General features: G+C 70.0%; 14 protein-coding genes and 2 pseudogenes. 8 read left to right on the top strand and 8 right to left on the bottom strand.

From position 1 onward, the window contains the following. Positions 1-52: 52 nt before the first annotated feature. From WMF27_RS42370 to WMF27_RS42355, 4 genes and pseudogenes are all read right to left on the bottom strand, one after another. The gene (locus WMF27_RS42370; RefSeq protein WP_437763214.1) at positions 53-580 is read right to left on the bottom strand and encodes an RDD family protein; all 528 of its coding nucleotides are present in this window, start codon (positions 578-580) and stop codon (positions 53-55) included. A 135-nt stretch (positions 581-715) separates the two neighbouring features. After that, positions 716-3889 (bottom strand): hypothetical protein, encoded by a 3174-nt coding sequence (locus WMF27_RS42365; RefSeq protein ID WP_437943506.1) that lies wholly within the window; start codon positions 3887-3889, stop codon positions 716-718. A 193-nt stretch (positions 3890-4082) separates the two neighbouring features. Beyond that, positions 4083-4436 (bottom strand): annotated as a pseudogene (locus tag WMF27_RS42360) (transposase); the annotation flags it as partial. 213 nt (positions 4437-4649) lie between these two features. Next, on the bottom strand, positions 4650-4898 hold the full coding sequence (locus tag WMF27_RS42355; RefSeq protein ID WP_437943505.1) for a hypothetical protein: 249 nt from the start codon (positions 4896-4898) through the stop codon (positions 4650-4652). Between the two features lie 105 nt (positions 4899-5003). Between WMF27_RS42355 and WMF27_RS42350 the strand changes: the two genes are divergently transcribed. Beyond that, complete coding sequence (locus WMF27_RS42350) at positions 5004-5438, top strand: VOC family protein (protein ID WP_437763217.1); 435 nt, start codon at positions 5004-5006, stop codon at positions 5436-5438. A 45-nt stretch (positions 5439-5483) separates the two neighbouring features. Here the strand turns inward: WMF27_RS42350 and WMF27_RS42345 are convergent, their stop codons facing one another. Continuing rightward, positions 5484-5762 carry a hypothetical protein gene (locus tag WMF27_RS42345; protein WP_437763218.1) on the bottom strand — a complete coding sequence of 93 codons (279 nt, stop codon included), beginning with the start codon at positions 5760-5762 and terminating at the stop codon, positions 5484-5486. Between the two features lie 9 nt (positions 5763-5771). On the opposite strand from WMF27_RS42345, the gene WMF27_RS42340 reads away from it, so the two are divergent. The 4 genes and pseudogenes from WMF27_RS42340 to WMF27_RS42325 all read left to right on the top strand — a co-directional run. Then, positions 5772-6668 carry a hypothetical protein gene (locus tag WMF27_RS42340; protein WP_437763219.1) on the top strand — a complete coding sequence of 299 codons (897 nt, stop codon included), beginning with the start codon at positions 5772-5774 and terminating at the stop codon, positions 6666-6668. Between the two features lie 295 nt (positions 6669-6963). After that, entirely contained in the window at positions 6964-7260 is a 297-nt protein-coding gene (locus WMF27_RS42335) for a type II toxin-antitoxin system HigB family toxin (protein WP_437763220.1), read from the top strand. Positions 7261-7270: 10 nt separating this feature from the next. Further along, positions 7271-7702, top strand: a complete 432-nt coding sequence (locus WMF27_RS42330) for a helix-turn-helix domain-containing protein (RefSeq protein ID WP_437763221.1) — start codon at positions 7271-7273, stop codon at positions 7700-7702. Further along, positions 7674-7928: pseudogene (locus tag WMF27_RS42325) on the top strand (GFA family protein); the annotation flags it as partial. The gene WMF27_RS42330 and the pseudogene WMF27_RS42325, both read left to right, overlap by 29 nt. Here WMF27_RS42325 and WMF27_RS42320 read toward each other — a convergent pair. Next, positions 7869-8072: a hypothetical protein gene (locus tag WMF27_RS42320; RefSeq protein WP_437763222.1), complete on the bottom strand. Its 204-nt coding sequence runs from the start codon at positions 8070-8072 to the stop codon at positions 7869-7871. The pseudogene WMF27_RS42325 and the gene WMF27_RS42320 overlap by 60 nt on opposite strands. Between WMF27_RS42320 and WMF27_RS42315 the strand changes: the two genes are divergently transcribed. After that, entirely contained in the window at positions 8071-8721 is a 651-nt protein-coding gene (locus WMF27_RS42315; protein ID WP_437763223.1) for an NAD-dependent epimerase/dehydratase family protein, read from the top strand. The two genes, WMF27_RS42320 and WMF27_RS42315, sit on opposite strands and share 2 nt — an antisense overlap. Before the next feature lie 263 nt (positions 8722-8984). On the opposite strand, the gene WMF27_RS42310 is transcribed toward WMF27_RS42315, so the two are convergent. Continuing rightward, positions 8985-9599, bottom strand: a complete 615-nt coding sequence (locus tag WMF27_RS42310; RefSeq protein WP_437763224.1) for a hypothetical protein — start codon at positions 9597-9599, stop codon at positions 8985-8987. A 505-nt stretch (positions 9600-10104) separates the two neighbouring features. Further along, positions 10105-10413, bottom strand: coding sequence for a hypothetical protein (locus WMF27_RS42305; protein ID WP_437763225.1), 309 nt, complete (start codon positions 10411-10413; stop codon positions 10105-10107). A gap of 325 nt (positions 10414-10738) precedes the next feature. Here WMF27_RS42305 and WMF27_RS42300 point away from each other — a divergent pair, with 325 nt between their 5' ends. Continuing rightward, positions 10739-11272 carry a hypothetical protein gene (locus tag WMF27_RS42300; RefSeq protein ID WP_437763226.1) on the top strand — a complete coding sequence of 178 codons (534 nt, stop codon included), beginning with the start codon at positions 10739-10741 and terminating at the stop codon, positions 11270-11272. A 65-nt stretch (positions 11273-11337) separates the two neighbouring features. Beyond that, positions 11338-12918, top strand: a complete 1581-nt coding sequence (locus WMF27_RS42295) for an MYXO-CTERM sorting domain-containing protein (RefSeq protein ID WP_437763227.1) — start codon at positions 11338-11340, stop codon at positions 12916-12918. Positions 12919-13039 lie beyond the last annotated feature (121 nt).

Genomic DNA, 13039 nt, shown 5'->3' with positions numbered 1-13039 from the left:
AGAGCCGGGGCTGCATCCGCACGAGCGCCCAGGAGTGGTATGCCGCTCGGGCCTACTCGCTCCGGCCCAGGTTCACGACGCGTGTGCCCGCGATGTGATCATGCAGGCAGCGCCGATCCTTGCGAAAGATGAACAACACGTTGACGAAGCCGAGGACGGTGCCCGCGTACGGGATCTGAGCCACGACCGCCACCGGCAGGAGCCGTCGCAAGACGATCGTGCCGAAGGCCGCGGGCTTGCCGTCGCTGGCGTTGACGATCTGGATGTTCAGCGCCTTCTTGCCGATGGTCTGCGCGCTGCGGGCGAGGAACGTGCCGTGCAGCACCAGGGTGATCGCGAACCCCGCCAGCGCCCACAACAACGACTGCGGAAACGGCGGCGCGGAGACCTTCGGAAAGTCGCGATAGACACCGGCGACATACTGCAGCGGCACGAAGATGATGAGGGCCAGAACCCCGTCGATCATCGCCGCCCAGAAGCGCGACATGCGCGACGCGCTGCCATCGTGGGCTCGCTCCGAGTCAGCCATCGGCTCGAGCGCGGTCGGCGGTTGATACGGGTTGGGAGCGGATTGGTCCATGGCTCATGCAACGCTGACCGCCGCCGCGCGTCAATCGGCGACCGGGGTTGCGCCCGCCACGGGTAACGAAGCGCAACCCCCGTCCCGCAGAACACGCCGACGCCGCGCGAATCGGCCGAGATCCGCAGGCCGCAGCTAGATGTCCGCCAGCAGAAGGCGCTCGGCGGCGTCAGCGTGCATTGCGCGGATGGCGTCCAGCCGCGCGCGCCATGCGGGGCTGCCTCGGAGTTGCTTCTCGACCTGCAGCGACAGCTCGGCGGCCGACAGCGCGGCCGCCAGCCCGCCATGCTGGATGAGCCAATCGATGAGGGAGGCGGCGAGCCCGGGATCCTTCAGCTTGCCGGTGGAGGGGATCCGACGCGCAGGCTGTTCGTCTACCAGGGCCAGATACTCCGACCATAGCTCCTTGGCGAACCTGACCTCGACGAGATCGACGTCGAGGATCTCCTTCAGCGAGGCGGCGGCCATGAGGCGCAGGCCTGCAGCCTTCTGAGCCAGGCCGAGCGCAATCCGGAACGCCCGTGGCCTGGGCGCGAGCCGCGCCAGTCGGACCAGGGCCCAGGTCCGATCGCCGCTCGCCGTTGCGACGAGCCGGGCCAGCGCCGCCTGCCAGTGGGGTAATCCGGCGTCGTCAGGGAGGCGGCTCAATGAGTCGACCGTCTGGACCAGGACGCGGCCGGAGGTGCGCGCCTCGGCGAGGAGCCTGGTCGCCAGACCAAGCCCCTCCGAGCACAGGTCATGCTGGGCGATGCAGACGCCCGCTGCCGTGGAAGCGAGACGCTCGTCGCCGCATTCGACCAGCACCTCGGCCAGGGCCACGAAGCCGCGAGCCACCGCGGGTCGCGCCTGCGACTCGTTCGGGAACAGGAGTCTCGACCCGGGGTTGAGCAGCTGCCACGTATCCGGCACCGTCGTGATGCCGTCGATCAGCACCCGTCGGACGTCGGCCTGGTCGACGAAGCGCAGCAACCCCGCCAGGATGTCCGGCCGGATGCTGGGGTGCAGGTCCTCGGACCGCCACGCCTCCAGCAGCAGGTCGCGGGCCTCCACGGTCGCGGCGGCTGAGACCCTGCCGGCGGCGTTCTTGCGGTTGACCACCGCGCAGTCCTTCGACAGCAAGAGCTCACGGTACGGCGCCAGATCGAGCGGACCGGGCATGCGCTCGGACAGCACGTTGAGGGCGCTCATCGCCGCGCGACCCACCACGCCGGATCTTCGCGCGCGCTCCAGGAACAGCCGCCGGAGCTCGGCGGTCGGCGGAGCGATCCGGGCGCACCGCGCCAGGATCGCGGCGGCGACCGGCCCGGCCGCTCCCGGCAGCAGCTCGAGCAGCAGCGGCGCGTCCTCGACGCGACCGATGGCCCTGGCGCGCCTCGAGGGATCGAGGCTGGCGTCCCGTGCCACCCGCAGGAGATGCTGCGTGAAGCGCCTGCGCTGGGAGGGCGTCCACCGCCCGGGGGCCGACGGTAAGATCGCCGCCACCAGATCGGTCTTGTGAGGATCGGTGGTGTCGTCCCGATCGAGCAGCTCGTCGACCAGGGCAGTCTCCTTCAAGCTGATCTCCGGGACGTGCCCCATCACCTCGTCCAGCGGCCCGCCGCAGGTGACGGGCTTGCGCGGAGGCCGCGGCGTCTTCGGTGCTCTTCCGAGGAGCAGGTCCAGGATGAGCCGCTCCACCTCGGGCTCGTAGCGACCGACCGCCACCGGTCCCAGCATGGGTGTGGTGCCGTCGAGGCGCACGCCCTCGTAGGCCGCATGGAGCTGGGCGGCGAGACCTTCGGCGATGCGCAGCGGGCTCGGCAGATACTCCTCCATGGACGGCGGCTTGTGACCAGGCGCCGGCGCCTTGTCGGCGCGCCAGCGCACCCGGGGATCCAGGCGAATTTGAACCAGGAGCCCGAGCAGCTGCGCCGCGCGCGGGATGCTGTCCCGGAGGATCGCGGAGCCGATGGCCTTGTGCACGGCCCGCTCGGCCTGGGCCAGGGTGCTTGCGTTCGACTCGCGCGACTGCACGGTGGTGAGCAGGGCGTCCCTATAGGTCTGCACGGGGATCTCCGAGACCTGGCGATCGGACAGCTGGGCCAGCTCGGCCATGACCAGATGGCGGCTCGGGCCATGCCATGCCGGCTCCACCTCCGCGAGGACGGACGCGCAGGTCGCCGGGTCGGCGCCGCGGCGGAGCGAGCGCACCAGCGCGACCATCCGCGCCGCGCGCTCGCCCCGGTCCCTGGCCGCGCCCAGCGCCTCGTGCTCGGATCGCAGCTGGGCAAGGTCGAGGTGCTTCTCGATGGCCCGAAGCCGCTTGCGCCGGGTGTCCGGATCGACGGGAGGACTCAGGGCCGCCGCCGTGAGCCGCGTGACGCTCGCCGGTGGCATCGTGGCCAGCCGCGCCTCCATGCCAGGACGGGGCGACCATGCCGCCGCCGCGGCCTGCTCCAGCTCGGCGCCAAGGAGACGTTCGCGCTCGGTGAGGGGCAGGAAGCGGAAGAGCGGATCGGCGGAGGCGTCGAGGGGCTTGCACCGGCTCCGGAGCTCCAGCACATCCTCGGCCGGCAGCGCCGAGATCGGCGGCAATCCGGATGGAAGAGGACCGCTCGCGAGAGAGACAGTCCAGTCGTTCCGGCGCAGGACCTCGAGCAGCTCGGCCGGGCAAGCCATCACCAGGGCGTGGATCGCTCCCGCATGCAAGGCATCCTGCCGCACGAGCAGCGCCAGGGCCTCCCTGGGATATCGGGTGCAGAACAGCGTGGCCTCGTCCGCCGTGATCTTGCGCCTCGTCGCCAGCGCCACCCGAAGGCCGCGCTCCGGCGCGCGCGTCACCAGCGCGCGCCACGCGGCCTCGTGCGCGGCCGCGTGACGTTCCAGCGTGTCGAGATCGCATGTCGCGAAGAGGCGTGTCGCGAGCCCCACACCATGCCTGGCGATGACCAGGGGAATGACCGCCGTCGCCTGGGCGACGAGACGGTGCCTCTGCAGGATCATGACCACCCCGCGGGCCTCGCGGCGATTCCCCTCGCGCAGCACCTGGAGCAGCGCTTCGTCCGACACCGGCACCCGGCGCGCCGAGGAGAGCGCGGCCCGGCGCATCATGGGGTCGCGCAGCGCCCTCTCGATGCGCGCCACGTCCCGGCGATAGGTCGCCAGGTCCAGCGCCAGCCGCCGCTCGTCGCCGTCGCCCCCATCCAGCGCAGCCATGACCCGATCGGCCGTGGCCTGATCCCAGCCGCGGGCGAGCAGGGCAAGCGCCCGCGCCCGCTTCGCGAAGCTCAGGCTCCCGAGCCGACGGACCTCCGACAGCGGTTCCACCATGCGCCGAGTCTAGACGAACGCGACGACCACGTGGGCGGCGTCGCGGCTCCCGCTGATGCGAGTGCAGGCAACGCAGGCGCGGGCGACGTGGGTGCAGCGGGCCGAGGCACGTGGCCAGGGCACGGTTCAGGCGACGCGCCGCGGGCGGGGGTTTGGGCGTCACGGGAGAGCGCAACGACGAGCGAGGCGCGAACACGCCATGGTACCTCACAAGGGGGATCTTCGGCGGAAGAAATAAAGCCGCGAGCCGGGCAATGAACTCCATTGCACACATGACGCGGTGAGTGCGTCCCCGCCGAGGTGTCTTCAGCAAGTGCACGATGCGTCCATCGGGCAGGAGCTCGATTCGAGCGAGTGCGAAGGCCGGGCGGGTGCAGTACCGCACGAGCCTCTCGCGACCCTGATCGTCATCCGCTGCGATGGGCTCTTCGTAATGCGATCGAACGGGAGTGGTCTGCCCCCGGGTTTGTCTGGCAGCGCCCTGGGGGGTCCCCCGGTAACGTGGCCGCAATTGCGGCGGCGTGACGTCAACGGCGCCGCAGATCATGAGGAGCGGCGATCGGGCGTCCCCCCACGCCCCGCCGCACGACGGCGGGCGTCCCCCACGCCCCGCCGCACGCCGGCGGGCGTCCCCCCACGCCCCGCCGCACGCCGGCGGGCGTCCCCCCACGCCCCGCCGCACGCCGGCGGGCGTCCCCCCACGCCCCGCCGCACGCCATCATGAAGTAATGTCCCCGGACCGGAGAGGTCACGAGGGCGGTCACGAAGGCGGCGCCGGCGAGCGATGCCAGGACGGCTGCGTCGGTCGGGAACACGGTACGAAGGGGACGCGATCCCTCCAGGCGGTCCAGGCAACGACGAGGACCAGCGCCGCCAGGAGGGCGACGAGCATGCCCGCCGTCGGCATCGCCAGCACGTCCCAGAGGGCCCTCGCCTTGCCGGACAGCGAGGTATCATGGCGACTTTCCATGACGCGCCGCCGCGAGCTCGCCGTGTGATACGTGATCATGTTGAACACGAAGACCCGCCCATCGAGCGCGCCGGGGCGCGGCCCCGCTGCTCCCGCGCCTGTTCGTCTGCTACGCTGCCGGGGAGAAAAGAAGGATAGTTTACGATGAAACCGATGATGACCCACGTCGCGCTCCACGTAGGCAACCTCGACGCGACGATCGCCTTTTATCGCGAGTTCTGCGGGCTCAAGGTGGTTCACGAGCGCAGCGACGCCGGCACGCGGGTCGCCTGGCTCGCCGAGGAGGGGAAGGAGCGGACGTTCGTCCTGGTGATGATCGAGGGCGGCCAGCGCGCGCCGCAGACGCCGGAGGACATGAGTCATCTCGGGTTTGCGCTCGAGAGCCGCGCCGCGGTCGACGAGATCGCGCGCCGCGGCGGAGCGCACCTCGTCTGGCCGCCCAAGGAGCTGCCCTATCCGGTGGCTTATTTCTGCGCGCTCAAGGACCCGGACGGCAACTACATCGAGTTCTCCTACGGCCAGCCGCTCGGGCCCGGCGCCGAGGCGCACGACGCGGCGTTGCTGGAGGCTTCGGGCTGAACCAACCAGGGTCGACCCCACGTCGACCCCTCCGGGGCCGATCTCTCAGTAGAGCGGGTGGAGCGGGATCAGCTCCGCGATCTCGTCGAGCTCCGGATCGCCGCCCGGGTTCGCCGCGATCACCTGCTCGCGCGCGGCGTGCAGCGCCTCGCTCGTGCCCGCCTTGAGCGCCTCGGCGTAGGCCACGATGGCCTTGCCCTTGACGAGCTGCTCCTTGCTCCCGGCGGCGAGCTCCGCGAGGGTCGCCTCGCGGCTCGCCTCTTTCGCCTCATGGGTGAGCGGCGTCTGCCAGCGCGCGCGCACGGTGAGGGTATCCTCGTGCAATCTGGACAGATGGGTCACTTCGTGCAGACTCTTTATTCGAAGCTGAACGCGCGTGCCACGAGCGCGTCGTGCGAGCGCTCGTCCCGAATGCGATCGCGCGCGACCAGGCTCCGCGCACTCCTACCTCGTGACGCGCGTGACGCGAACCACCATGGTGAAGCGGCCCGGGCGCGCCCGAGCTTCGAGCATGACCCGGAACGCATCGGCCCTCGTGTTATTCTCGCGCGCGTGGGGCAGCCTACCCGCGTCGCACCCGCGCTGATCCTGGTCGGGGTCTCCGCGTTTCTCATCCTCACCGCGCTCGCCGCGGTCGCGTATCCGGGCGGCACCTTCTGCGACGCGAACGCGCCCGGCTACGATTTCTGGGGCAACTTCTTCTGCGACCTCACGCAGCCCGTGACCCAGCGCGGGGTGGACAACACGCGCGCGCGCTCGCTCGCTCAGGCCTCGTTCGTCTGCTTTTCCCTCGCGCTCGTCCCGTTCTGGTGGGTTCACGGCGCCCTGCTCGGCGGCCGGCTCGGCGGCTCGGTTCGCGTGTTCGGACTGCTCTCCGCCGCCGGCACGAACCTGATCGCGTGGCTGCCGTCCGTGGTCTCGCCGCTGTTCCACGCCGTGTCGGTGTTCGTCGCGACGATCCCCGGGCTGCTGGCGACGCTCCTGGGCGTGACCGGCGCGTTTGCACGGAGCAATGCGGGCGAGAGCCGCTCGTCACCGTTGCGCTTCTCGGCGTGGCTCGGTGCGCTTTCGCTCGCGCTCGGCAGCGCGGACGCCGCGTACTACGCGGTTGCGATCGCGGTGCCGGGCTGCCACGTCCTTTTGCCAGCGCTTCAGAAGCTCGCGGCGCTCTCGGTGATCGGGTGGATGGGCACGATTGCGCGCGTGGGTGCCGCGCGTGGGGCGCGCTAGCGCGTCGAATGGCGCCTGCGACCCACGCTGTCCAGCCTTCAGTCACCGCTGGGCGTGAACCCGACCCCGTTCCTGGGTCTGCCAAAAGCGCCGCAAGTCAGGACGCAACCTCGCCCCGTCGCGGTCGTGGCCGTGGCGCGAACACGCTGAGCTGGCTGCCTGCGCGGGTCTCGACGGCCGGCGCTCAGCGCCAGTGGGTTCGGCGGGCGACAGCGGAGAGCCTGGTTCAGCCGCCATCGAGGCTGCACTCGAAGCGGTTGCTCCCACCGCGGGAGCATGATATGCCTTCCACTCCGTGAGGGTCTTCAGCCGCAGCACTCTCGTAGAGTTCTGGACGCGGCATGCCGATGCCGAGATTCCGCTGCGGCTCTGGTTCTCCATCGTCCAGAATGCCACCTGGACGGGGCCCGCTGACATCAAAGCCGTCTTCGGAAGCGTCGACTTCCTCCCGAACAACCGGGTTGTGTTCGACATCAAGGGCAACAATTACCGTTTGATCGCTCAAGTCAAGTACGGCCCATTGTATCTGGTCTACGTCCGATTCATCGGCACCCATGCCGAGTACGACAAAATTGACGCGACGAGCGTATGAGGGCACCGCGATGATCGAGCCTGTTGTGGACAAGGAGAGTCACGGTCGGGCGCTTCGCAGAATCGAAGAGCTCTGGGACGCCGAGCCAGGCTCGCCCGAGGCGCAAGAGCTCGATGCGCTCGCGACGCTAGTCGACGCGTACGAGCGCAAGCAGTCCCCTATTGCGCCGCCAGACCCGATCGCAGCGATCGAGGCGCGCTGCGAGCAACTCGGGTGGACTCGCAAGAAGCTTGAGCCGCTGATCGGTTCCAGGGCACGCGTCTCGGAGGTCTTGGCCCGCAAACGGGCGCTCACGCTCCCGATGATCCGAAGACTCCACGCATCGATGCAGATCCCGGCCGAAGTGCTGATCGCGCATCCTCCTCATTCGCGTGGGAAGCCGCCGCCGCGGCGAACATCAGGACGGAGCACTCATGGCAAAGGCGCGAAGCGCGCCGCGTGAACGGCGCCTTCCATCTGACTCGAATCAGCCGCCGAGCAAGCCCATGCTGCCGACCGCACTTGAAACCACTTCACTGCCCATGACACCTCGAATAGCATCCTGCAGCTGCGGCCAGCTACAAGCGAGAACTGCTCGCGAGCCTGTTCGCGTTTCGGTGTGCCACTGTCTAGCATGCCAGCGCCGTACCGGCAGCGTCTTCGGTGCTCAGGCTCGCTTCTCGAGCGAAGCAGTCACCATCGTCGGCGAGAGCGTCGAGTACGTCCGCGTCGGAGACGAAGGCACAAGAAGCGCCATCCAGGTGAAAGAAAGGGTACGCTCGGTCGTTCCAGGGTTTGCGTCGTCGGCGCTTCGGGTCGAACATGGCGGCCATGAAGGTCATCGTTACCGGAACGACCGGCATGGTCGGCGAAGGCGTGATGCTCGCTTGTCTCGAGGATCCCACGGTCGAGCGGGTCCTGTCGGTGGCACGCCGGCCGTCGGGGCACGCGCACCCGAAGCTCGAGGAGTGCTTGATCCCCGACTTTCGCGAGCTCGGCGCCTTCGAAGCGCGGCTCTCGGGCTACGACGCGTGCTTCTACTGCGCCGGGGTGAGCTCGGTCGGCATGAGCGAGGCGGACTACACGGCGATCACGTACGATACGGTGCTCGCCTTCGCGACGGCGCTCGCGCGCCTCAATCCCGGCATGGTGCTCACGCACGTTTCGGGTGCGCACACCGACTCGAGCGAGCAGGGCCGGGTGATGTGGGCGCGCGTGAAGGGCAAGGCCGAGAACGCGCTCATGCGCCTGCCCTTTCGCGGCGTTTACAACTTCCGGCCGGGCTTGATGACGCCGGTGCCGGGACAAAAGAACCTGAAGCGAGCCTACCGCTTCCTGCTTCCGCTCGCCCCGCTCATGAAGCTCGTGTTCCCGGCCCTGAAGCTCGAAGAAGTGGAGCGCGCGATGGTGCGTTCCGTGACGAGCGGGGCGCCGAGGCAGGTGATCGAGGTCGCCGATATCAAGGCGCTCGCTTCGGCGTAGCTCGCGCGCCACACACCGGGATCAGCCGACCACGGCGAGCATCCGCTCGAGCTTGAGTCGCTCGGGGGCGGTGACACGGGGTCCGGGTGGATCGACGATCTCGGCATCCTGAGGCGGCAGAATCATGCGGCCAGCCTACCAGGCAGCGCCAGCGAGCTCGAGGCCCTGTCGCCGCGCCATGAGCTGCCCGCATCCACCCTTCGGCAGGGCGAAGATCGCCGCCGCATTTGCGCTGGAGCGGATCCTCGGGGGGAAGCAACGATTCAGGGCGCTTGCGAGCGCAGGTTCACGAGCTTCACCCACTTGATCGACTGCTTGAAGATGTAGGGCGCCACGCGCTTCGCCATGCCGCGCAGGCCACCCGGCACGCCCGTGTGGTTCACCACGACCCCGTTGTTACAGGCCTTCGCATAGAGCGCCTTCAGCGCGGCGTTCGTCTTGGGGTTGCCTCCGAAGCTATTGGAGGAGTTCCCGCCGATGCCCCAGGAGATGTCGTTGTTCTCGATCTTGCCGCCGGTGAAGCCCACTTCCATCATCCACTCCACGAAGCCCGGGGCATGGACCTCGATCAGGTGGGTGTACTGGTTGGCGCGCGTGAGGTAGGTCAGCGAGTAGTTTCGATAGCTCGCCCACGGGTGGTGCCCCCCGGGGTCGGGCACGGCGGGTCGACCCGGAGTTAGCCACGCGACGGCCTCCGCCCGCTTCATCGCGCGATAGAAGTACTCCTGCTTGGCGGGCGTCGCGAGCGCTGGCCGGTTGTCATTGCGAGTGGGGTAGCTATAAAACCTATCGCCTTTGTTGTCCTCGCGGGAGTATTCCATGGAGACGACGTGGGCAAGGTCGGCGTCGTCGTACGGCTTCGGGTCGTTCGGTCCCATGGTCCCCCTGGGCTCAGCGCATGATGACGGGATGGTATCGCGCAATGCTACCAGCTCCGTCCGTGGAACGCGAGGGAACAGCCACCCTTGGCAGTCCCTCCGCGACGGTTCATCGTCTCCGCCGTGTCCCGCCCGAAGCTCCGCTGCCTGAGGATCGACGGCACACGCTTCCTGTGGCGCATGGACTGGACCTACGTCCTCTCAAGCCTCGCGGGGACGGCGCCTGGCGAGCCGTTTTTGTTTCGAAGCCCTTGGCGGACAACGCCCAAGCGCTGGAGATCCTGCGCGCCGTGCGGGCTCCGCTCTGACGAGGCCGTCGACCCGGCGGTCGAGCATCCGTTCCCCGTCGCGCCGCGCCGCCGCCCACATCTCGTCCCAGGCGGCGTCGGCCTCGGCGCACGGGAGCTGGCCGAAGGCCTGCAGCTCCCTTCCGCCCACCCTCGACCTCGGCGTCGTCCCCCGGCGCCGGCGCCGCCGGAGGCGGGAGCAGCGCCGGCCCGACGCGCTACCCCGCGAGCGCGCTCGCGAGCTCGCTGCACCGCGCCGTGTGGTGGACCTCATCGCCGAGCGCGGCGAGCGCCCGCGCCACGAGTGCGCCGACCGCCGCGAGGTCCTGCGCGAGGGCGAGGAACGCCGGGATCGCGCCGCACTCGGCCCGCGCGCTGTCCAGCCACGCCCCCGCGAGCGCCGCCCGGGGCGCGCGATTGAGGCGCGCCGGGGCCGACGTCGCGGGACGAGACGAGGGCGGCGAGCGCGGGCGGGAGCGCGCGGGAACGAGAGGACATGGAACCTGTGAAAGCCGAAAGGCGGGCAAAGGATCGATCTCGGCTCCGGATGTACAAGAGGGCGCGAACCAGCACGACCGCGGTGAATGACGGAAAGCGGCTCTGGACGGCGGGCTGAAGCATCCCCTCGAGCTTTTCGGGGAAATGCACAAGGAGGCGGGGAGACGAGGAGTAAAATCTCACCAATCTGCCCGTCTTCCTGTTCAACCTCCCGCCAAAAACGCCAACAAATCTGACGGCGAACGGCCGAGCTGGCGCTTTGGGCCACGCGCTCCGGCGCCCGGTGATAGAACGACCGCCGTGAATCCGCACACGGACGCTGGCCCAGCGAGCAGCGACTACCTGGATCGCCTGATGCGTCGAGGGTCGTTCGAAGCCCTGTGGCCGCTCTTCGCCAAAGCCACGCGCCCCGCCAAGGAAATGACCGAGAGCTATTCGGCGCTCGAGCACCTGCGGCCCTACCTGTCCGGCGCGCCGTGCCGGGTCATCCACGTCGGCGACGGCGCCCACGCCCGCACCGGGGCGTTGTTCGCGCTGAAGACGGAGGCTGAGAACGTCAGCGTCGATCCGGTGCTCAACGAGCCGCTGGTCGAGGCCTGGCGCGCCCGATTCGGCATCCGCCGCTTCGCCTGGCAACGCGCCGACGTCTTCGCAGCCATCGAACGGCTCAACGCGTTGCCCGACATGCCCGTGCTCGTCACGTTCGTGCACGCCCATGTCCCCATCGACGATGTCCTCGCCCGGCTGCGCTGGAACGTCGCGTACACGCTCGCCTGCTGCCAGCCAGGTCATCAGCTGAGCCAGCGGCACGACGTGCTCGCAACCGGCGAGGACCCGTACGTGTTATCCAGCGGACGGCGCTTTCAGGTGCTCGCCCCGCGCGCGTGAGCGCGGCCGTCACACGTCGCGCTCGCCGTCTTGACGGACGAGCGCACCCGCGCATCCTGGCCGCCATGTCGCTACGCCGCGCGCCCGTCGCTCCGCTCGCCCTGCTCACCTCCCTCCTCGTCGCCGCCCCCGCCGCGGCGGCCGTCGTGCCGGTCGGCACCGCCGACGAGCTCGTCGCCGCGATCGGCGCGGCCAAGGCCGGCGACGAGATCGTCCTCGCCTCGGGCACCTACGCCTTCGACGGCGTCTCCTGCGCGGCCGCGGGCACCGAGGCCGCGCCGATCGTCGTGCGCGCCGCCGAGCCGCTCGGCGCGATCGTCGAGCTGTCGGGCCTCGAAGGCTTCAAGGTCAGCGGCCCGAACTGGCACTTCGAGGACCTCGACATCCGCGGCGTCTGCGCCGACGACTCGGACTGCGAGCATGCCTTCCACGTGTTCGGCGCTGCCAGCCGCTTCGCCCTCCGCCGCTCGAAGGTGCGGGACTTCAATGCCCAGCTCAAGATCAACGCCGCGCAGGTCGACGGCGTCTGGACGGCCCCCGACGACGGGCTGATCGAGCGATCGGAGCTGTTCGACACCCACCCGCGCAGGACCGGCAACCCCGTCACCAAGATCAACATCGACGGCGGCAAGCGCTGGACCGTGCGCGACAGCTACCTGCACGACTTCCAGAAAGACGGCGGCGACACCGTCAGCTACGGCGCGTTCATGAAGAGCGGCGGCTCGGACGGGCTCTTCGAGCGCAACCTCGTCGTCTGCACCACCGCCGGCTCGCCGGACGGGGCGCGCATCGGGCTGTCGTTCGGCGGCGGCGGCACGGGGGCCCAGTACTGCGCCCCGGCCTACGACCCCGACGTGCCCTGCGAGGTCGAGCACACCGGCGGAACGATGCGGAACAACATCATCGCGAGCTGCTCGGACGTCGGGGTCTACTTGAACCGCGCGGCGGACACGCGGCTTCATTTCAACACGCTGATCGCGACGAGCGGGATCGACTTCCGCTTCGCGACGACCAGCGGCGTCGCGCGCGGCAACGTGCTCACGGGCAAGATCCGCGACCGCGACGGGGGCACGCATCAGGAGAGTGACAACCTGGCCGAGGTGGGACTCGCGACGTTCCAAACGTGGTACGAAGATCCAGGTCTCGGCGACCTGCACATCAAAGGGGATGTGGCGTCGCTCGTCGGCGAAGCGCCCGCCGAGGCCGCGGTGACCGACGACTACTGCGCGCGCGGGCGGCCGGGCAGCGGGAGCTTCACGCTCGGCGCGCTCGAACATTCGCTCGGCGACTGCGCGACGGTGCCTCCGCCGGGGCCCTCCGGCGAAGGGGGCGCGGGCGGCGGCACCACCGGCTCGGGCGGGATGGGCAGCGGCGCCGGATCCGCGGGTGGGATGGGCAGCGGCGCCGGATCCGCGGGCGGGGGTGAGGCAGGCGGCGCAGGCGGCACGGGCGCAGGCGGCACGGGCGCAGGCAGCGGCACCGGCGCGGCCGGCGGGGGCGGCGACGCCTCCAGCGACGGCGAGGGCTGCGGCTGCCGCGTCGCGGGCGTCGGCGGGAACCACACCCTTGGCCTCCTGACGGCGGCCCTCGCCGCGTTCGCCCTCCGGCGACGACAGGCCTCCTCGCCGCGGAGCGCCGCCCGTTAGGTGGAGGGGGGGCGACTACGATCCACCCGGGCTCGCACGGCGGCGACCCCCCGCAGGTTTCCACCTGGTGATCCCGTCGATCCCGGGTCACGGGATCTTCACGAGCGATCCGGGTAACCTG

Source organism: Sorangium sp. So ce281 (genome assembly GCF_051527395.1).
GTDB lineage: Bacteria > Myxococcota_A > Polyangia > Polyangiales > Polyangiaceae > Sorangium > Sorangium cellulosum_B.
The sequence above is the reverse complement of the archived record's forward strand: the minus strand, read 5'-3'. Positions and strand labels throughout refer to the sequence as shown.

What these genes read in the sequence shown, in the direction of transcription:
- WMF27_RS42370 (WP_437763214.1), bottom strand. Translation starts at nt 580, where the DNA reads ATGGACCAATCCGCTCCCAACCCGTATCAACCGCCGACCGCGCTCGAG.
- WMF27_RS42365 (WP_437943506.1), bottom strand. Translation starts at nt 3,889, where the DNA reads ATGGTGGAACCGCTGTCGGAGGTCCGTCGGCTCGGGAGCCTGAGCTTC.
- WMF27_RS42355 (WP_437943505.1), bottom strand. Translation starts at nt 4,898, where the DNA reads ATGATCACGTATCACACGGCGAGCTCGCGGCGGCGCGTCATGGAAAGT.
- WMF27_RS42350 (WP_437763217.1), top strand. Translation starts at nt 5,004, where the DNA reads ATGAAACCGATGATGACCCACGTCGCGCTCCACGTAGGCAACCTCGAC.
- WMF27_RS42340 (WP_437763219.1), top strand. Translation starts at nt 5,772, where the DNA reads ATGGGTCACTTCGTGCAGACTCTTTATTCGAAGCTGAACGCGCGTGCC.
- WMF27_RS42330 (WP_437763221.1), top strand. Translation starts at nt 7,271, where the DNA reads ATGATCGAGCCTGTTGTGGACAAGGAGAGTCACGGTCGGGCGCTTCGC.
- WMF27_RS42315 (WP_437763223.1), top strand. Translation starts at nt 8,071, where the DNA reads ATGAAGGTCATCGTTACCGGAACGACCGGCATGGTCGGCGAAGGCGTG.
- WMF27_RS42320 (WP_437763222.1), bottom strand. Translation starts at nt 8,072, where the DNA reads ATGGCCGCCATGTTCGACCCGAAGCGCCGACGACGCAAACCCTGGAAC.
- WMF27_RS42310 (WP_437763224.1), bottom strand. Translation starts at nt 9,599, where the DNA reads ATGGGACCGAACGACCCGAAGCCGTACGACGACGCCGACCTTGCCCAC.
- WMF27_RS42300 (WP_437763226.1), top strand. Translation starts at nt 10,739, where the DNA reads ATGCGTCGAGGGTCGTTCGAAGCCCTGTGGCCGCTCTTCGCCAAAGCC.
- WMF27_RS42295 (WP_437763227.1), top strand. Translation starts at nt 11,338, where the DNA reads ATGTCGCTACGCCGCGCGCCCGTCGCTCCGCTCGCCCTGCTCACCTCC.